The sequence below is a fragment of the Streptomyces sp. NC-S4 genome, assembly GCF_054353315.1.
On the sequence record NZ_CM135937.1, the window covers coordinates 2,768,677 to 2,786,373 of the forward strand.

The window sequence follows — 17,697 nt, forward strand, 5'->3', positions numbered from 1 at the left end:
GGGGGACAATGGCCGGATGACCGACCTGGGTGGGGACCTGTTTCCGGACGACCGCGTGACCGGCGAGATCGTCGAGGCCTGGCTCGGGGGGCTGCGGTGGAATCCCGCGCTGACCGGGTCGGCGTTCGAGCGGTTGCTGTCGGCCGACGACGAAGGCAGTCACGCCCGCTGGCTCCAGTCACTCACCCTGGACCACGAGATGACGGCCGCCGCCGTCGCCTCCCCCCTGATCGAGCACCGGCTCGCGGTGATCGAGAACGGCTCGGCCGACGTGGACGCGCTCGCGGCGCTGGCCCGGGATCCGTCGCCCCGGGTCCGGTTCGTGTACGCCGCCATCGGCGGTGACTTCGGCCGGGGCATGCCCGAGGGGGTGCCCGAGGTCCTGGCCGGTGACAGCGAGGCCCGGGTGCGGGCGATGGCCACGCAGTGGGGCCTCCCCCTGAACGTGCGCGCACGCCTCGCCGAGGACGAGGACGCCCGGGTGCGCAAAGCGGCCCTCTCCCCGGAGCTGTGGCCGCACCTCTCGGGCACCGTGCGGGAGGCCCTGCTCGCCGACCCCGAGCCCGAGGTCCGGGAAGCCGTCGCCGCGATCCTGTCCGACGGGGCGCAAGCCCTCCCGGAGCCGGCCGCGCCCACGCCCGAGGAGCGGGTGGGCAGCGACGACCCGGCCGTGCGCCGGGCCGCGGCCCAGGATCCGGACGTCCCGCTCGCGCTGGCGCTGCGGCTCGCCGAGGACCCCGACGACGCGGTCGTCCTCGCGCTGTCGATGCGCGAGGACCTCACCGAGGAGCAGCGGTCGGCCCTCGCGTACGTGGTGCCGCACGGCTATCACGTGCCGCCCCGCTGGGTCGTGGAGCGCGGCCACGAGCCGGCCGTCGCGCGTCGGGCCGCCGCCTCCGGGCACGTCCTGCTGCGGCGGAGCATCGCCATGCAACCGCAGCTCCCCGCCGATGTGGTGGACCTGCTGGCCCGGGACGAGGACTTCTTCGTCAAGCTCACCCTGTGCGAGTACGGCGACAAGGCTCCGCACGAGCTGGTCGTGGAGATGTACACCTACTGGCACGGCCTGAAGTGGGACTCCCTGCGCTTCCATCCGAACTTCGCGAGGCCCGGCCTCGCCCGCTACGTCGACCACCCCGGCCCGCGGCTGCGCCGCGCGGCCCTCCACGATCCGGACGGCGGCCCGGACCTCGTGATGAGGCTGGTCGACGACCCGGACGTCGGCTGCTGGGCGCTACGGGACCCGAGGCTGCCGGCCGAGGAGCTCCTGCGGAGACTCACCGTGCCCGGCTCCGCCCGGTCCGCGGCGGCGAATCCGGCCCTGCCGTCCGGGACCGTGCACCGGCTGCTCGACCTGGCGGGCGTGGCCCGCACCGCGGCGGTGCGGGCGGGCTGAGGCTGAGGGGGCTCGCCGGTTCCCCGGTCGTGGGGAAGAGCCACCGGTCGTACGGTGGAGGGAGGCGCGTGCCCCCGCAGGAGCCTGTGGGCCGTGCACGTCCCTGTGCAGGCCGCGCGGCGCCCCGCCCCCGAGCGCCGGGTACCACGGGCGGCTCCCCACGACCCCCGACGAGGGGAAAACTCTGATGCGTACCAAGAACAGCCGGATCCGTCGCGCGTGCGCCGCCGCCTGTACCGTCCCGCTGCTCGTGCTCGGCGGCGCGGCCACCGCGCTCGCCGTTCCGGCGGCCACATCGGGATCGGCCTCCGTCACCCGCAGCGTGCAGCAGTCCTCGCCGGACGAGATCCTCGCACTGGTCAACGCCGAGCGGGAGAAGGCCGGTTGTGATCCCCTGACGGTGGATCCGCGGCTCGCGGCGGCCGCCCAGGCGCACGCCGACGACATGGCGGCGAACGGGCTGACCGCGCACACCGGCTCGGACGGGTCCAGTGACCTGTCCCGCATGGAGAAGGCCGGTTACTCGCCCGCAGGACCGTCCTCGGAGAACGTCTCCGGACCGGGCCACCACTCCTCCAAGTCCCACGTCGACGGCTGGATGGCCAGCACCAGGGGGCACCGGGCCGCCATTTTGAACTGCACGTACAAGCAGACCGGGATCGGCACGAGCGGCGAGTACGCCGTCGAGCTCTTCGCCGTCCAGTCGAGGTAGCCGTACAGCCGGTCCAGCACCGAACCGATTCGGAGAGCAGGTACGTCCCCATGCGCATGTCGACCCGTATCGCCGGTGTGCTCACCGGCCTGACCCTCGCCCTCGGCGGCGCCGCCTTCGCGGCCCCCGCCGCCCACGCGGACGTCACGGCCTGCATCAACCAGGTCGAGCGCGAGCTGCAGGGCGGCGAGGCCCCGGACTCCGTCCGAATGGCCTGCTACGTCGGCCTGACCGGCGACAACGAGAAGTGCGTGTCCGACCTGACCGCCGCAGGTGTCACCAACGGGACCTCCGTGAGCGCCTGCCGGGTGGCCCCCGAGTAGGAGTTCCGCCACTCGTTTCCGAGAGCAGGTGTGTGCCCCATGCGCACGTCCACGTCGACCCGTATCGCCGGTGTGCTCACCGGCCTGACCCTCGCCCTCGGCGGCGCGGCCCTCGTCGCCCCGGCCGCCCACGCGGACATCCCCGCCTGCACGAACATGGCCGCGCAGGCGGGTGCCGAGGTCACCGACGCCGTCACGGCGGCCTGCCGGCAGGGCGTGAGCGGCGACCTCCAGGGCTGCGCGAGCGGCCTGACCGCGGCCGGTGTGCCCGGTGGTGCCGCGAGCGGGGCCTGTCGGCAGGCGGCCCTGGAACCGCGCTAGACCGATCGGAGCGCCCGTTTCCCCTCTGCGGGGAGACGGGCGCTTCACTCTGTCCCGGCGGTCGGCCGCCCGCGCGCCCGGCCGCCCGGCCGGCCGGCCGGCCGCGAAACAGTGACATGCGTCACGGTGCGCCGCTCGGGGGCGGGCTTTCTTGACGGAGCGTTAACCCGCCGACATTTCGATATTTGTCCCTTTTGGAATCGACATTCCCCTCTCCGCCGGAAACGGAATGCGCGATACCGGTGGACCTCTCCCCGACCTGCCAGGTCACAGCCGTTTCTGACCGCTCCTCAGACGGTTGCGGGAGTGACCAAATCGTGATGATGCACGATCACGGTCCCGTTTCAAGCCGCGCGCCGACCGCCGCAGGCTCGTGATCAGCGGAAACTTGCCAGGCCATTCAGAGGCTTTTAAGAATGGCGGCCTCTTCGGCGCCCCGTGATTCCGGCGCCGGAAGCTTCGCGATCACTGAATGAGGTCAGGCATGCAGAAGCATCGGAAGAAGACGTCCTACAAGAAAATAGTCATCGGCGTCGGCGCGCTCGCCATCGTGGGTGTTCCCACCGCCGCCATGGCCTGCTTCGACGGCCAGGACAACGGCGACGCCAACGGCCGCGGCAACTGGGCGCGGACCGCGAGCCACCAGCAGCAGCGCCCGTGGCAGTGGCAGCAGACGCCGTCGGCCACTCCGACCGCCCTGGCACCCGTGGACGCGCCGCTCCCGAGCGAGACGCCGAGCAGCAGCCCTTCCGAGGCCTCCCCCAGCAGCCCCGCCGCGACCACGCCGCCCGTCACGCAGACCACGCCGCCCGCGCAGCCCAAGCCCGCGAAGCCGCCGGTCGCCACGAAGAAGCCGCAGGCGCCCCAGCCGTCGAAGCCGGCCGCCCCGCCGGCCTCCGGCGACGTCGCCCAGGTCCTGGCGCTCGTCAACCAGGAGCGCGCCGCCGCCGGCTGCCAGGCCGTCTCCCTGAACGCGAAGCTCACGAAGGCCGCGCAGGACCACAGCGCCGACATGGCCGCCCACAGCAACATGTCCCACACCGGCTCGGACGGCTCGGACCCGGGCGCGCGGATCACCCGCGCCGGGTACACCTGGAGCACGTACGGCGAGAACGTCGCCTACGGCTACAGCACCCCCGAGAAGGTCATGGAGGGCTGGATGAACAGCCAGGGCCACCGGGAGAACATCCTGAACTGCTCCTTCAAGGAGATCGGTATCGGCCTGGCTCAGCCCGGCTACTACTGGACGCAGGACTTCGGCACGGCGCGCTGACCCCGTGCCACCCCGGTGGAGCGGACCTCGGACCCCGTACGGGCCCGAGGTCCGCTCCGCCCGTTGCGGTCAGAGCCTGAACAGCACTCCGCGCCAGGTCCAGCCCGCCCTGAGGACCGTGTTCTGCAGGGGGTTCCTCACCAGCCCCGTGTCGAAGCGGAACGTCTCCACCTTGCGGCGGCGGCCGTCGGCGCCCCGCTGGGACTCCCACTGCCGGTAGACGGCCTTCCCCGGCCCCCGGCCGTACTGCTCGCCGGAGTGCTCCAGTGCGGGCTCCCACCGCTCTTCGAGCACGCGCACCTCGTGCTTCGCGGGGACCAGTCGCATGCTGGTCTTGAGCGTCAGCCGCATCTCTCTGACGCGGCACTCCACCACCAGGTCGGCACGTTCGCGCGGGGTGCCCTCGCGGACGGCGAACAGCCCGTCCGGCCCGCCCAGCGCGAGCAACGCCTCCCGAAGCTCCTCGGCGGCCCCCGGTGTCATGTCACGGGCCGGGTACCGAGTGCCCGTGCGCTTGTCCCAGAAACCCACGGTCAGCTCACCGGCCCCTTGTCCGGACGCACCGAGCGTACGAACTCCTGGAACTGTTCCAGGACTTCGTCGTGCTGGGCCGTGGTGGCGGTCAGGGCCAGGCGGATCATCGCCCGCTTGTGCGGGTCCCCGGTGTCCACGAGGGACAGGTACACCTGGGACTGGACGAGCTCGCGGCGGACGCCGTCGGCCACGGCCGAGAAGCTCAGCCGCTGGGTCAGGGCGGGCGCGTCCTCGGAACCGACCTCGCGGCGGTGGACCACCTCCACCGACTCGGCGAACCCGCGCAGCTGCTCCACCGATGCGTCGGCGATCTCGGCCAGGGTCACCCCGTCCTTCGGGAACCCGCCGTCGATGGTGATGTTGGCGGTGAACCCGGCGTCCGGCCGCGGATGCACCGCGGCGAAGGCCACCCCCGGGTCGAACCCCTCCGGACGGGCCGGGAGCCAGCCCTCGGGCAGCCGGAACTCGATCGGCACCGGCAGTGTCGTGGGCATCCCGTGCCCTCCTTCCATGGAATCGGACATCAGTCGAGCAACCAGTCCTTGAGGTCACCGGCGGCGTCGCCGACCGCGTGTGCCGTATCGCCCACCGCGTCGGCCACCTCACCGGCGGTCTTGGCCACCTTCTCGGGATCGACGGTGATCTCCAGGCCTATGGAGCCGCCGAGGAGGGGCGAGGCACCGGCCTTGCCGCCGAGCTTCCACACCCCGGTCTCCTCGTCCTTCTTGTAGCCCCACCATGCCTCGGCACCGGGACCCGCCCATCCTTCGGCGGTCACGCCGACGCCGATGCCACCGGACTCCACGCCCCCGGCGACACCACCCTTGGCCCCGGCGAACGCCTTGCCGCCGACCGTCACCTCTTCCTTGGTGATCTTGACGCTGCCGCTGAGCTCGCCGCCGACGAATCCCTCGGCCCGCCCGTAGGCGCTCTGGTACTCGCCTCCTGCCCGGCCCTCGGCCAGTGCCCGGATTCCGGCGGATCCCTCGGCCTTGGCCACGAAACCCTTGTCGGTCAAGCCGAAGTTCGCGGTGCCTCGGGCGCCGCCGTAGATGTCGGCGATCCCGGAGAGCTGCATCGGCCCGAGGCTCCCCTCTCCCTTCGCGGTGCCGTGGAAGAGGTCGGCGTAGGCCTTGATCGAGGCCTCCTTGCCGTACTGGCCCGGGCCGGTGGTGCTCCAGCCGACGTCCCAGGTGTCGGTCTTCGTCCTGATGTCGGCCTCGTCGAGCTTCTTGGCCTTCGCCAGGTCGCCCTCGGCGTAGTTGTTGAAGCCGGTGAGGGTCTCGTCGGCGCCGCTGCCGTGCCCCAGGGCGTCCCTGTTGCTGTCGTGCACGGCCGCCACGAGGGCGTCCTTGATGTGCTGGTCGGCATCGGAGGCCGCCTTGACCCGGTCGTCGATGTGCTTCTGCCACTTGCCGACCGCGGTGCGGACGGCCTCCTGGCCGTCCGGGTCATGGTGGTAGGCGCTGCGCTCGGAGGGCGTCAGTTTGGAGTAGTCGAAGGCGACGCGCCCCTGTTCCGAGACGGTCATACCGGCGGCGACCGCGTCGTCGCGGGCGCTCTCCAGCTTCTTCTTGAGGTCGACGAGCTGTTCGTGGGCGCCCCGTAACAGGCTCGCCACCGCCTTGGCCTGGTTCTGCGCGGCGGAGTACTCGTAGCGGGTCGCCGTGAACTTCGTCCGTGCCGCCTGGGCGCTGACACCGACCCAGTCGTCCCCCATGGTGATCTTCTGGACGGTGTCCCCGTAGCGGGTCTCCACCTTCTTCAGCTCGCCCGCCATCGAATCCCACTTGGCGGCGGCCGTCGTCAGCAGGCCCAGGTCCGTGGTCATGATTTCGTAGTAGGTCAGCACCGCAGCCCCCTACATCCCGTGCAGTTGCGACTGCGACGCGAACTGGCCACCCAGGCTGATGTCATTGCCGGCGATGTAGCCCGAGGCGGTCCGCAGCGCCGCCTTCTCCCCGGCGAGGCGGCCCATCAAGGTCTTGACCTGCTGTTCCCACGTGTCCGCCACCTTCTTCAGGCCGACGGCCGTCTCCCAGCCCTCGAAGCCCTTCCGGGCGTCGCCGGTGACGCCGTCCGCGTGCTCAGTGGCCGTCTTGGTGGCGTGCTCCAGCTCGTTCTCGATCGTGTCCGCGGCCGCCCGCTTCTCCGCGGGCGTCGAGGCGAAGTCCTTGCCGCCCGGAAGGAACAGCCCCGACGACGGCGGGGTGACGCCCGGAGCGTACGGAACCACCGTCGGCGCGGTGACGCCCGGAGCGTACGGGCCGGGCGACTTGGGAGTGACCCCCGGAACGTAAGGAACCGCCGGCGGCGGCCCGCTGTTCAACCGCATGTCCACCTGGCCGGGATCATCTGACATGGTCACGCCTCCCCGTAGTTGAGGGTGATCATATGCAAATCGCGAAACCACGGGCCAGAGTTGGCCTGTTCGACGACGCGGCCCGGCGGGATCCGGAAGGGGCGGCCTACGCGCCGTAGAAGAACTCGTCCACCACCGCCCGGGCCCGGCGCGTGATGCGGCGGTAGTCGTCCAGCATCTCCCCGGCCGTCCCTTCGGCGTAGCCGAGGTAGCGGCCCACGGCCGCCAGCTCGCGGGCCTCGGTCGGGAAGGTGTCCCCGGCGCGCCCGCGCACCAGCATCACGGCGTTGCGGACCCGGGTCGCCAGGATCCAGGCCTCGTCCAGGATCTGCGCCTCCTCGGTCGGGATCAGGCCGGCCGCGTGCGCGGCCGCCAGGGCCTCGCGGGTACGGGTGGTACGCAGGCCCGGTTCGGCCCAGGCGTGCCGCATCTGCATCAGCTGGACGGTCCACTCGACGTCGCTGAGGCCGCCGCGGCCGAGCTTGGTGTGCAGGGTCGGGTCGGCCCCGCGGGGCAGGCGCTCCGACTCCATGCGGGCCTTGAGCCGGCGGATCTCGCGCACGGCGTCCTCGCCGAGCCCCTCCATCGGGTAGCGCAGCGGATCGATCAGCTCGATGAAGCGGGCGCCGATGTCGGGGTCGCCCGCCACCGGTTCGGCGCGCAGCAGGGCCTGGCTCTCCCAGGTCAGGGACCAGCGCCGGTAGTAGGCGGCGTAGGAGGCGAGCGTGCGCACCAGCGGGCCGGAGCGGCCTTCGGGGCGCAGGTCGGCGTCGATGAGCAGCGGCGGGTCGGTGGTGGGCAGCTGGAGCAGCCTGCGCATCTCGGCGATGACGGTCTGGGCGGCCTTGGCGGCCTCCTGTTCGTCGACGCCCTCGCGGGGTTCGTGGACGAACAGGACGTCTGCGTCGGAGCCGTAGCCGAGTTCGTGGCCGCCGAAGCGGCCGACGCCGATGACGGCGAAGCGGGTGGGCAGCGTGTCGCCGTAGTGGCTGTGGACGGCTGCGCGCAGGGCCCCGGCGACGGTGGCGGCGGTGAGGTCGGAGACGGCTCCGCCGACCCGGTCGACGAGGGCTCCGTGGTCCTCCTCGGCAGGGTTGTCCTCCGTACCGTACGAGCCGATAATGTCGGCCGCGGTGGTGCGGAAGAGCTCGCGGCGGCGCACGCCGCGGGCGGCGGCGACGGCGGCCTCGGGGTTCTCCGCGCGGCCGACGGCGGCGAGGACCTCCTGCTCCAGGGCCTCGTGCGTACGGGGCTCCAGGCCTTCGGGGTCGCCGAGCAGGGCCACGGCCTCGGGGGCGCGCATCAGCAGGTCGGGGGCGAGGCGCCCGGCGGACAGGACGCGGGCGAGGTTCTCGGCGGCGGCGCCCTCGTCGCGCAGCAGGCGCAGGTACCAGGGGGTCTTGCCGAGGGCGTCGGAGACCTTGCGGAAGTTCAGCAGGCCGGCGTCCGGGTCGGCGGAGTCGGCGAACCAGCCGAGCATCACCGGCAGCAGGGTGCGCTGGATGGCGGCCTTGCGGGTCACGCCGGAGGCGAGGGCTTCGAGGTGGCGCAGGGCCGCGGTCGGGTCGGCGTAGCCGAGGGCTTCGAGGCGCTGGCCGGCGGCGCGCGGGGAGAGCCGGGTCTCGCCGGGGGTGAGCTGGGCGACCGCGTCGAGCAGCGGCCGGTAGAAGAGCTTCTCGTGCAGGCGCCGGACCACGGAGGCGTGCCGGCGCCAGGCCTTGTTGAGTTCGGCGACGGGCTCGGTGCGCAGGCCCATGGAGCGGCCGAGGCGCCGCAGGTCGTTCTCGTCCTCGGGGACGAGGTGGGTGCGGCGCAGCCGGTAGAGCTGGATGCGGTGCTCCATCGCGCGCAGGAAGCGGTACGCGTCGTGCAGTTGGGCGGCGTCGGCGCGGCCGACGTAGCCGCCGGCGGCGAGGGCGTGCAGGGCGTCGAGGGTGGTGCCGGAGTGCAGGGTGGCGTCGCTGCGGCCGTGCACGAGCTGGAGCAGCTGCACGGCGAACTCGACGTCGCGCAGGCCGCCGGGACCGAGCTTCAGTTCGCGGTCGACGTGGGCGGCGGGGATGTTGTCGACGACGCGGCGGCGCATCTTCTGGACGTCGGCGACGAAGTTCTCGCGTTCGGCGGCCTGCCAGACCAGCGGGCTTATGGCGGCGATGTACTCGGCGCCCAGGGCCTCGTCGCCGGCGACGGCGCGGGCCTTGAGGAGGGCCTGGAACTCCCAGGTCTTGGCCCAGCGCTGGTAGTAGGCCAGGTGGGAGGCGAGGGTGCGGACGAGGGGGCCGTTGCGGCCCTCGGGGCGGAGATTGGCGTCGACGGGCCAGATGGTGCCCTCGACGGTGGTCTCCGAGCAGATCCGCATCAGGTGCGAGGCGAGGCGGGTGGCGGCCTGGAGGGCCTTGCCCTCGTCCGCGCCGTTGGCCGCGTCCCCGACGAAGATGACGTCGACGTCGGAGACGTAGTTCAGCTCGTTGCCGCCGCACTTGCCCATCGCGATGACGGCGAGGCGGCAGAGGGCCGCGTCCTCGGGGGCGGCGGCGGTGGCGATCCGCAGGGCGGCGCGGAGGGTGGCGGTGGCCAGGTCGGCGAGCTCGGCGGCGGTCTGGGCGACGTCGATGGTGCCGCAGACGTCGCGGGCGGCGATGGAGAGCAGGCAGCGGCGGTATGCGACGCGCAGGCCGACGGGGTCGTGGGCGTCGGCGAGGCCGCGCTCGAACTCGGCCAGTCCGGGGTGCAGGTCGGCGGCCTCGTACGTGACGAGGCCGAGCCAGTCGCGGGGGTGGCGGGCGAGGTGGTCGCCGAGGGCCTCGGAGGCGCCCAGCACGCCGAGCAGCCGGTCGCGCAGCGGCTTGGCGCTGACGAGGGTGTCGAGGAGTCCGGGCAGCTCGCCGTCGGGCTGGGCCTCGGCGAGCCGGACGAGCCCGAGGAGGGCGAGGTCGGGGTCGGCCGTCGCGCCGAGGGCGTCGAGCAGCACGGGATCGGTGCGTACGGCCGCGAGCGCGTCGGCGTCGAGCAGCCGGGCGGCGGCGGAGGGGTCGGTGAAGCCGCTGCGAAGCAGCCGGATGAAGGTGCTGCTCCTGCGTCCCGGGACCGTCATCCCGCCGCCTCCCGCGGTTGTCGCTGCCACTGCCTGTTCCTGAGCCTAGGCCCTGGGGCCTGTCGGCGGAGTCCCGCCCGGGCCGCAGCGCAGATTTGGGCGTGTCCGGATCAAATGTTCGACTCAACGCGCATACGATGCCAAGAATTCTCCGATCACCGGATTACTCGTCGCATCATCGGGGTACACGCCGCCGTCCTGCCAGAAGGAGCCTCATGTCCGACTCCTGGCAGGGCCCCGGGGCCCGGGACCCGCAGGATGCGCCGACGGGATCCGCGTGGGGGCAGCAGCCCTGGCCGTCCGAGCACACGCACCAGGGGTGGCAGGGGCGGCAGGGGCACGAAGCGCAGCAGGGATACGAGGGGCACCCGGAGCGCCGGCCGTATCCGGGGCAACAGCCGCACCAGGGACACCCGCAGCAGCACGCGTACCCGCACGCGCACCCGACCCGGCAGGGTCACCAGGCCCCGCCGCGGGCCGACTCGGCGAATGCGGGCCATGCGGGCCACGCGGTCGATGAGGCCGATGCGGTCGATGCGGTCGATGCGGCCGGACCCGTCGGCGGGCCCGCCCCGGCCGAGCCCGCCGAGCCCGCCGAAGCCGCAGAGCCCGCCGGAGCCGCCGACAGCCGGCGACGGGCGCCCCGCCTCGCCCGCGGCAAGGGCGGGGCCCGCCCCCGTCGGCGCCGCCGGGGCCGCCTCGTCAAGGTCGTCGCCGTCTGCGTGGTCACCGCCGTCGGCGGTCTCCTCGTGTTCCGGGGCGACGAACTCCTCGACCGCCTCGGTTCCTCCACCGCCCCCGACAAGGCCGCCGGCACCCGCACCCCCGCCCCCGAGCCGCCCGACCCCGGCCGGGTGCTCCAGGTCATCGCGCACCCCGACGACGACCTGTACTTCATGAACCCGGACCTGCGGTACTCCATATCCGCCGGCCGTCCCGTCACCTCCGTCTACCTGACCTCCGGCGAGGCCGACGGCATCAACGCCGGCTCCGCCAAGGCCGCCGTCACCAAGCCCGACAAGCCCGCCTACGCCGAAGCCCGCCAGAACGGCATACGCGCCGCCTACGCCAAGATGGCCACCGGCGACCGCGGCAGCCCCTGGACGCGCACCGTCGTCCCGACCAAGGGCGGCGGCCAGGCCGAGGTCGACGTCCTCGTCGCCAAGCCCCAGGTCAACCTCGTCTGGCTGCAGCTCCGCGAGGCCGGCAGCGTCAACGACAACGTCCCGGACAGCCTGCACGGCCTGTGGGACGGCAAGGTTCCGCGCCTGGACTCGATGCTCGCGTCCGGCAGCCCGGTCCAGCAGAAGTTCTCGTACACCAAGGACCAGTTCGTCCAGACCCTCATCGGCATCCTGGAGCAGTACCGGCCGACCACCGTCCGCTCCCAGGACCCGACCCCCGGCCGGCATCCCGACACCAAGCGGTACGCCGACCACCAGGACCACTTCTACGGCGCCCGGTTCGTACAGATGGCCACCGCCGCCTACGCCCAGAACGTCACCGACCGCCCGCACTTCGCGGTGCAGAACTACTCCGGCTACATAAACGGGTCGCTCCCCAGCACCCTGGACCCGGAAGAGGCCAAGGAGAAGCTGGACATCCTGGGCACCTACGCCTGGCTCGACCAGCAGAACCACTGCAACAGCCCGGCCGGCTGCGGCGATCTCAAGGTCGCCGACCAGCCCGGCGGCAAGCGGTGGTCCGACACCATCAACTACACCCGCGGCACCAGCACCAGCTGGCTGACCTCCGACGCGGAACACGGACTGTGGGCCTTCAAGGTGCTCGACGGCCAGGTGGCGCTCTGGCACCGGCCCGGTCCCGTCGGCCGCTGGAAGGGCCCGGACCTGCTCCCCGGCACCGGCATGGACCCGGGCGTGAGCACCGTGACCCTGGCGGACGGCCGGATAGCCGCCTTCGGCACCCGTACCTCCTTCGGCGCGAAGCCCACCGACTACAGGCGCGAGGTCGTGTACGTCGTCCAGAAGCGGCCGGGGGCGGAGGAGTTCACGGAGTGGCAGTCGCTCGGTACCCCCGAGACCGCGGACGAGACCTGGACCTCCGACATCAGCGCGCCGGCCGTATCGGTCGACGGCACCGGCCAGTTGGCGGCGTACGTCCGCGACGGCGCGTACGGCCTGCGCGGCCGGGTGCAGCGGGCGGACGGCAGCTGGGGGCCCTGGGAGAAGTACGGCGGCACCGACCTGCACGGCTCGCCGGCCACCGCGACCGACGGCGCCGGGCGGCGCATGGTGTTCTCCGCCACCTCCAAGTCGGTGGTGGGCTGGGTGCAGCCGAAGCCGGGCGCCCCGCTGGGCCAGGTCACGGCCACCGGGCTGCCCGACACCACGCTCCCGCTGACCGCGGACGGCCGCGAGGGCGGGGTCCGGCTGTGGTTCCGCAAGCCCGGCTCCGGCAATGTCCGTACCGCCCTGATCACGGGTGAGGGCGGGCTGAAGGTGAGCCAGATGACCGACCTCGGCGGCCTCCAGGGCTTCGGCTCGGTGACGGCGAGCGGACACGTGCTGGCGGGCCGCACGGCGGGCGGCCAGCTGGGCTCGGAGGCCGGTCCGGGGCAGCCGTGGGAACGGTCCCCGCTGATGTTCGTCGGCGCGCCCTCCTCGACGATGACCGGCAAGAGCCTGGTCAGCCTGGCGGTGGTGGGGCTCGACGCGCGGCTGTACGTGACCTCCTCGGCCGACGCGCCGAACGCGCACCTGGCACCGTGGCAGCCGGTGGGCCCGCGCAACGCCCCTCCGTTCCCCTAGGCCGTCTCTTTCGGATCTTGCCGGGCCCGCGACGCCCGGCACCGCACCCGGCCGCGTTGTCGGGGCGCCCGAGTACGTCCAGTACACGGCGCGCACCTCCGCCTTGCCGGCCACGGCACCGGACGCCGCGGGCTCGGCCGACAAGATCCGAAAGAGACGACCTAGGCCGGGGCGTACATAGGCGGACGAATAGCGTCCGCATATTGTTCCGGAACAGCACGTATACATCCGCCGATTCGGTGAACCAAGTCCGTCGATTCGCCCTCTCTCTGACTGTTCGACGCTTTCTCCCGACCAGAACGAGCCCGAGGCGTGACCCGATGCCCGTGACCCGTCGCCGCTTCGCGGCCCTGCTCACCGTGCTGACAGCCGGCGCCACCGGCGTGCTCTCCGTGGCCGGCGGCCAGCAGACCACCGCCGAAGCCACCCAGGACAGGAACCCGGCCGCGGCCCTGCCCGCGAGCGTCACCGCCGGTTCGGTCGTCCAGGTCGTCGCCCACCCCGACGACGACCTGTTCTTCATGAACCCGGACCTCAGCCGGTCCCTGCTGGCCGGCACCCAGGTCACCACCGCCTACCTCACCTCCGGCGAGTCCGACGGCCGCAACGAGGCCCACGGCGGCGCCGCCTCCGACCCCGAACAGCCCGCCGACCGCGCCCACTACGCGGAGGCCCGGCAGAACGGCATCCGCTCCGCGTACGCGCAGATGGCCACCGGGGACCGCACCAGCGCGTGGAAGCGCACGGTCATACCCACCGCCGGGGGCGGGCAGGCCGAGGTCGACGTCCTCATAGCGAAGCCGCAGGTCAACCTGGTATGGCTGATGCTGCGGGAGGCCCGCAGCACCGGCGGGGACACCCCCGAGAGCCTGCGCGGCCTGTGGAACGGCCGGATACCCGCGCTGGACACCCAGCTCACCTCCGGCACCCCGGTCAAGCAGCCGTTCACGTACACGAAGGACCAGCTGGTCCAGGCGATAGCCGGAGTCCTGGACCGCTACCGGCCGACGACGATACGGATGCAGGACCCGACGCCGAACCGGTACGGCGAGGACGGGAACGGCCGGTACACCGACCACCAGGACCACATGTACGGGGCCCGCTTCGTGCAGGCCGCCACCGCCGCCTACGCCGCCGAGGTCAGCAGGCGCCCGCACTTCACGGTCCAGAGCTACCTCGGCTACCACAACAGCACCCTCCCGCACGCGCTGGACCCGCAGACCGCCGAGACCAAGACCGGCTTCCTGAAGACCTACGCCTGGCACGACCGCCAGGACTACTGCGGCAGCCCGTCGGGCTGCGGCGACCGCAAGGTCGCGGGCAACCCGACCGGGCGCAACTGGGCCCAGTCGCTGCGCTACACCCGCGCCGACAACACCTCGTGGCTGACGGAGGGAACGCCCGGCCGCCTGTGGGCCTTCGCCACGCTGGACGGCCGGACCGCGTACTGGAACCGCAACGCCGCGGGCGACTGGGCCGGCCCGGTCTTCCTCCCCGGGACGGGCATCGACCCGGGCGCCACCGCCGCCCGCCTCCCCGGCGGCCGCGTCGCCGTCCTCGCCACCCGCACCACCCTCGGATCCGCGCCTGCGGAGTACCGGCGCGAGGTCGTGTACGCCGTCCAGTCCGTGCCCGACGGCCCGTTCGGGCCATGGCAGTCGCTCGGCACCCCGGAGCGCACCGACGACGAGGGCACCTCGGCGATCAGCGCACCGGCGGTGTCCGTCGACGCGCGGGGCCTCCTCACCGTCTACCTCCGCGACTCGCGCCGCACCCTGCGCGCGAGCACCCAGCAGCCGGACGGCGGCTTCTCCCCGTGGGAGCGGCTGGGCGGCGAGGACCTGCAGGGCGACCCGGTGACGGCGATCGACGCGGCCGGGCGGCGCCACGTGTACGCGACCACCACGACGTCCGTGCTGGCCTGGACCCAGCGCACCCCGGACACCCCGCTGCTCGGCCCCGCACCGACGGGCCTGCCCGCCACCACGGTCCCCCTCTCGGCCGCCCCGGACGGCGCGGGCGTCCGCCTCTTCTTCCGCCGCCCGGACTCGGGGGTCGTCCGCACCGCCCTGGTCACGGCGGGCCCCTCCGTCCGGCCCCACGTCTCCAGCGTCACGGAGGCGGGCGGCCGCGCGGGCTACGGCGCGGTCGGCGCGGCGGGCCGCCTGGTGGTGGGCCGCGCGGACAGCGGCACCATCAGCACCACGGGCCTCGGCGGCCCCCCGGCCTGGGTCGAGTCCGGCATGCTCTTCGCGGGCGCCCCGTCGGCCGTCCTCGAACCCTCGGGCACCACCACGACGGCGGTCCTGGGCCTCGACGCCGAACTCCACACGACGACGACCCCCACCACCCCCAACCGCCCCACCTGGCACCGCGCGGTGCACTGACGCGGTGGCTTCGGCTACCCCAGCGGACCACGGGTCGCCTCGGCGCGGCGGAAGGCCTCTTCGCAGGTGCGGCCGGAGCGGGTGGCCGTCAGCGAAAGGGTGTCGAGGAGACCGCCGTTGGTGAACTGCAGGCGCCAGGATCCGCTCTTGAGCGCCACCGTCGCGGCCGGCCCGCGCTGGCGGGCCGTGACCTGCCAGCCGCGTTCCTCCAGAGCGGTTTCGAGAGCCGCCAGCCGACCGCCGTCGGCGGGACCGTCGCCCGTCCAGTCCGCAATGCAGTCGGCGAGCTCCCCCTCCTCCGGGGCGTGCGCGACCCCCTGGGTGAGCCCGGCGGCGGCAGCCGCGGCGGCGAGCTCCGCCTCGACCGTCCCCCGCGACGGATCTCCCCCGACCCGGGCCACAACCTCCGCCCCGCCGGGCTCCCGGACCCAACTGCCGTCGAGCTCGTCCCCCTCCCCCGAAGCAAGCACGGCCCCACCAACGCCGAGCACCCCCACAAGCACGAAAACCCCCACAACGCCGGCCCCCACACCTCAGCCCTTGCTCACGCTCTTCCCCCGCCCGCACCCGACCTGTCCCACCCAACGGCATCCACATGCTAGGCGGAACTGAAACGTCCTCTTAGTAGCGGTCCTTCCTGATGATGTTGGGCTGCTGAGACGCGATGCCGATCCAGCCCGCCATCTCCTCACGCTCGATGGCCGTGACGTTGGCGACGAGCACCGCGTCTCGGGTGGCCCGGTTGCCGTACGGCGCGGATCCGATCCGATACAGCCGACGCTCGGCCTCGACCGCCTCTCGCGCCCGGCTGAAGCGCAGGTAGTTCTCCTGCGAGTGGAAGATGCTCCGAGCCCCCGTCATCACCACGACGATCGCACCCAGGACTGCGGGCACGACGGCGCTGCGGGGCCAGATCGCCGCACTCACCGGGATCGCGGCGGCCACCAGCAGGGCCAACGTCTCGGTGGCCTTGTACGCCCTTCGGTTCCCGATCGCGGCACCGCGGTACCAGTTGTAGCTCTCGTCCGCGAGCGACATGGCGTACGAAGGGACGACATCATCGAACTCCGATTCGCCCATTCGACCCTCCAGCTGTCCCAGTGTCCGCCACGAGGGAGGACTCACTCTCCTTCGCTACGCGGGTCAATTTCATCAAATCGACTGATAATTTGCGCAAGCCTAGAGGAAAACTCTCGGAAGTCACTGAATCCGACGACCGGCAATCGACTGGATACCCTAAGGGCGCTCATGAAATCGGCCCGCCCCTTAGCGGCAGCCTCAAAATCACCTCTCACCTCGGCTCGATATATCTCTACAGCAATCTCGTAGAGCCATGGCATCACTTCCCTAAATGGACTGGCCAAAATCAGGTACGCCACACCGGGACGGTGACGGTCGCCGGCCACTAGTTCCACGATCTCACCCAGGACAGATATGTCAAGAAATTCGGTATGCAGAGGATGCAATCCAACCTGCATGACACTTTGTTCCATCCGCAGCGGCAGCTCCTGGAACATCAATTTAATCTCCTCGAAGATCCTCGCATTCGATGAATCTTCGAGTTCACCCTCCTGTACCGCGCCATCGTCAACGGAGGAAAGAATCTCCCTAACACGCCGCCCAAAGACCTCCACCTGCGCACTCACCATGTCGCGTTCGGGAGCCGCACTTGGCAGTCGCTTCACCAGCTGAATCGTCAATTTGGTGAGCGAGTCCACATCATCTCCGCAGTTTTGAAACTGAGCAAACGGCCCTGCGCTTGCCTTATTGAGTGGCACCCCTAGGGCTAGGCAGTGAACCGGCGCGTTCAGCTTCCCCTTTGCCAGGCCTGCCTCATAGAGAATCCATGGTCGATTTATACTCCGATTCGTGAGGAGACATACAACATCGGAAGCAGCCGTGATCCTCTTCACGATCTCCGGATACCAGTCGCTGCCATATTCGAGCCCCTGCGGGCCCTTATTATCGGATGACCGGAAAGATTTAAGCATACCTGCAGAGACGTTGGAGAGAAGCTTACTGAAAGCTTCAGCGAGCTTGGCATCCCTGGAATCATGGCTGACAAAAATCAGCGGCTGGTTGGAGCTGCCTACCGCATCGGTAGTGCTATCTACACCGGTTTGGGCGTCGTCAGTCACGGCCGCCTCCTAACACTCCAGAAGAAGCAGTGCAGATTCCGGCTCTAATGCAGCTTGAAGGAGAGAGCCCATGCGAGCCGTCTCGTCGTTAGCCCAGGGTGCCCAAACCAGAATGACTCCACTTACCAGCCTCGCATCCGTGTGGTGGTCACGCATGTTCGGAACCCGCGAGTCAGCCAGTCATGAGAGTCCATGGCGGCCTCGCTCTGTTCTGATCCGCCATGAACTAGGCCGACGCGGTTTCGTCGTGATAGTCGCGGACGCTACGTGAGCCGAACCCGCTGCCCACCTCCACGGGCACTTCCCACTAACCCAAAGCCGACCTAGGCGGCTAAGACGACTTGGGGCCGGTGGTCGTCGACCACCGGCCCGGAGTGTCGTGGCCC

The 17,697-nt window shown here is 71.5% G+C and carries 15 protein-coding genes; 7 read left to right on the top strand and 8 right to left on the bottom strand.

Annotated features, from left to right (window positions below):
* Positions 1 to 16: 16 nt before the first annotated feature.
* The 5 genes from ACXNSR_RS12060 to ACXNSR_RS12080 all read left to right on the top strand — a co-directional run bounded on the left by ACXNSR_RS12060 (position 17) and on the right by ACXNSR_RS12080 (position 4,025).
* Positions 17 to 1,396, top strand: coding sequence for a hypothetical protein (locus ACXNSR_RS12060; RefSeq protein ID WP_458642063.1), 1,380 nt, complete (start codon positions 17 to 19; stop codon positions 1,394 to 1,396).
* A gap of 187 nt (positions 1,397 to 1,583) precedes the next feature.
* Positions 1,584 to 2,108: a CAP domain-containing protein gene (locus tag ACXNSR_RS12065; protein ID WP_458642064.1), complete on the top strand. Its 525-nt coding sequence runs from the start codon at positions 1,584 to 1,586 to the stop codon at positions 2,106 to 2,108.
* A gap of 50 nt (positions 2,109 to 2,158) precedes the next feature.
* A complete protein-coding gene (locus tag ACXNSR_RS12070) occupies positions 2,159 to 2,431 on the top strand; it encodes a hypothetical protein (protein ID WP_458642065.1) in 273 nt (90 codons plus the stop codon).
* Between the two features lie 39 nt (positions 2,432 to 2,470).
* Positions 2,471 to 2,752 carry a hypothetical protein gene (locus ACXNSR_RS12075; protein WP_458642066.1) on the top strand — a complete coding sequence of 94 codons (282 nt, stop codon included), beginning with the start codon at positions 2,471 to 2,473 and terminating at the stop codon, positions 2,750 to 2,752.
* 484 nt (positions 2,753 to 3,236) lie between these two features.
* Entirely contained in the window at positions 3,237 to 4,025 is a 789-nt protein-coding gene (locus ACXNSR_RS12080; RefSeq protein ID WP_458642067.1) for a CAP domain-containing protein, read from the top strand.
* 69 nt (positions 4,026 to 4,094) lie between these two features.
* Here ACXNSR_RS12080 and ACXNSR_RS12085 read toward each other — a convergent pair whose 3' ends face one another.
* From ACXNSR_RS12085 to ACXNSR_RS12105, 5 genes are all read right to left on the bottom strand, one after another.
* A complete protein-coding gene (locus ACXNSR_RS12085) occupies positions 4,095 to 4,556 on the bottom strand; it encodes a hypothetical protein (protein ID WP_458642068.1) in 462 nt (153 codons plus the stop codon).
* 2 nt (positions 4,557 to 4,558) lie between these two features.
* On the bottom strand, positions 4,559 to 5,053 hold the full coding sequence (locus tag ACXNSR_RS12090) for a hypothetical protein (protein WP_458642069.1): 495 nt from the start codon (positions 5,051 to 5,053) through the stop codon (positions 4,559 to 4,561).
* Positions 5,054 to 5,082: 29 nt separating this feature from the next.
* The gene (locus ACXNSR_RS12095; protein ID WP_458642070.1) at positions 5,083 to 6,390 is read right to left on the bottom strand and encodes a hypothetical protein; all 1,308 of its coding nucleotides are present in this window, start codon (positions 6,388 to 6,390) and stop codon (positions 5,083 to 5,085) included.
* A gap of 30 nt (positions 6,391 to 6,420) precedes the next feature.
* The gene (locus ACXNSR_RS12100; RefSeq protein WP_458642071.1) at positions 6,421 to 6,921 is read right to left on the bottom strand and encodes a hypothetical protein; all 501 of its coding nucleotides are present in this window, start codon (positions 6,919 to 6,921) and stop codon (positions 6,421 to 6,423) included.
* Between the two features lie 106 nt (positions 6,922 to 7,027).
* The gene (locus ACXNSR_RS12105; RefSeq protein ID WP_458643280.1) at positions 7,028 to 10,015 is read right to left on the bottom strand and encodes a bifunctional [glutamine synthetase] adenylyltransferase/[glutamine synthetase]-adenylyl-L-tyrosine phosphorylase; all 2,988 of its coding nucleotides are present in this window, start codon (positions 10,013 to 10,015) and stop codon (positions 7,028 to 7,030) included.
* A 215-nt stretch (positions 10,016 to 10,230) separates the two neighbouring features.
* Here ACXNSR_RS12105 and ACXNSR_RS12110 point away from each other — a divergent pair, with 215 nt between their 5' ends.
* Together ACXNSR_RS12110 and ACXNSR_RS12115 are read left to right on the top strand one after the other, a co-directional pair.
* On the top strand, positions 10,231 to 12,786 hold the full coding sequence (locus ACXNSR_RS12110; RefSeq protein WP_458642072.1) for a PIG-L family deacetylase: 2,556 nt from the start codon (positions 10,231 to 10,233) through the stop codon (positions 12,784 to 12,786).
* Between the two features lie 320 nt (positions 12,787 to 13,106).
* Complete coding sequence (locus ACXNSR_RS12115) at positions 13,107 to 15,173, top strand: PIG-L family deacetylase (protein ID WP_458642073.1); 2,067 nt, start codon at positions 13,107 to 13,109, stop codon at positions 15,171 to 15,173.
* A 14-nt stretch (positions 15,174 to 15,187) separates the two neighbouring features.
* On the opposite strand, the gene ACXNSR_RS12120 is transcribed toward ACXNSR_RS12115, so the two are convergent.
* From ACXNSR_RS12120 to ACXNSR_RS12130, 3 genes are all read right to left on the bottom strand, one after another.
* Positions 15,188 to 15,643 (bottom strand): hypothetical protein, encoded by a 456-nt coding sequence (locus ACXNSR_RS12120; protein ID WP_458642074.1) that lies wholly within the window; start codon positions 15,641 to 15,643, stop codon positions 15,188 to 15,190.
* Positions 15,644 to 15,794: 151 nt separating this feature from the next.
* On the bottom strand, positions 15,795 to 16,253 hold the full coding sequence (locus tag ACXNSR_RS12125) for a DUF4231 domain-containing protein (protein ID WP_458642075.1): 459 nt from the start codon (positions 16,251 to 16,253) through the stop codon (positions 15,795 to 15,797).
* A 41-nt stretch (positions 16,254 to 16,294) separates the two neighbouring features.
* A complete protein-coding gene (locus ACXNSR_RS12130; RefSeq protein WP_458642076.1) occupies positions 16,295 to 17,311 on the bottom strand; it encodes a hypothetical protein in 1,017 nt (338 codons plus the stop codon).
* Between the last annotated feature and the right edge of the window lie 386 nt (positions 17,312 to 17,697).

Coding starts and splice junctions, on each gene's coding strand:
- ACXNSR_RS12060 (WP_458642063.1), top strand. CDS start 17: ATGACCGACCTGGGTGGGGACCTGTTTCCGGACGACCGCGTGACCGGC.
- ACXNSR_RS12065 (WP_458642064.1), top strand. CDS start 1,584: ATGCGTACCAAGAACAGCCGGATCCGTCGCGCGTGCGCCGCCGCCTGT.
- ACXNSR_RS12070 (WP_458642065.1), top strand. CDS start 2,159: ATGCGCATGTCGACCCGTATCGCCGGTGTGCTCACCGGCCTGACCCTC.
- ACXNSR_RS12075 (WP_458642066.1), top strand. CDS start 2,471: ATGCGCACGTCCACGTCGACCCGTATCGCCGGTGTGCTCACCGGCCTG.
- ACXNSR_RS12080 (WP_458642067.1), top strand. CDS start 3,237: ATGCAGAAGCATCGGAAGAAGACGTCCTACAAGAAAATAGTCATCGGC.
- ACXNSR_RS12090 (WP_458642069.1), bottom strand. CDS start 5,053: ATGCCCACGACACTGCCGGTGCCGATCGAGTTCCGGCTGCCCGAGGGC.
- ACXNSR_RS12095 (WP_458642070.1), bottom strand. CDS start 6,390: ATGACCACGGACCTGGGCCTGCTGACGACGGCCGCCGCCAAGTGGGAT.
- ACXNSR_RS12100 (WP_458642071.1), bottom strand. CDS start 6,921: ATGTCAGATGATCCCGGCCAGGTGGACATGCGGTTGAACAGCGGGCCG.
- ACXNSR_RS12105 (WP_458643280.1), bottom strand. CDS start 10,015: ATGACGGTCCCGGGACGCAGGAGCAGCACCTTCATCCGGCTGCTTCGC.
- ACXNSR_RS12110 (WP_458642072.1), top strand. CDS start 10,231: ATGTCCGACTCCTGGCAGGGCCCCGGGGCCCGGGACCCGCAGGATGCG.
- ACXNSR_RS12115 (WP_458642073.1), top strand. CDS start 13,107: ATGCCCGTGACCCGTCGCCGCTTCGCGGCCCTGCTCACCGTGCTGACA.
- ACXNSR_RS12125 (WP_458642075.1), bottom strand. CDS start 16,253: ATGGGCGAATCGGAGTTCGATGATGTCGTCCCTTCGTACGCCATGTCG.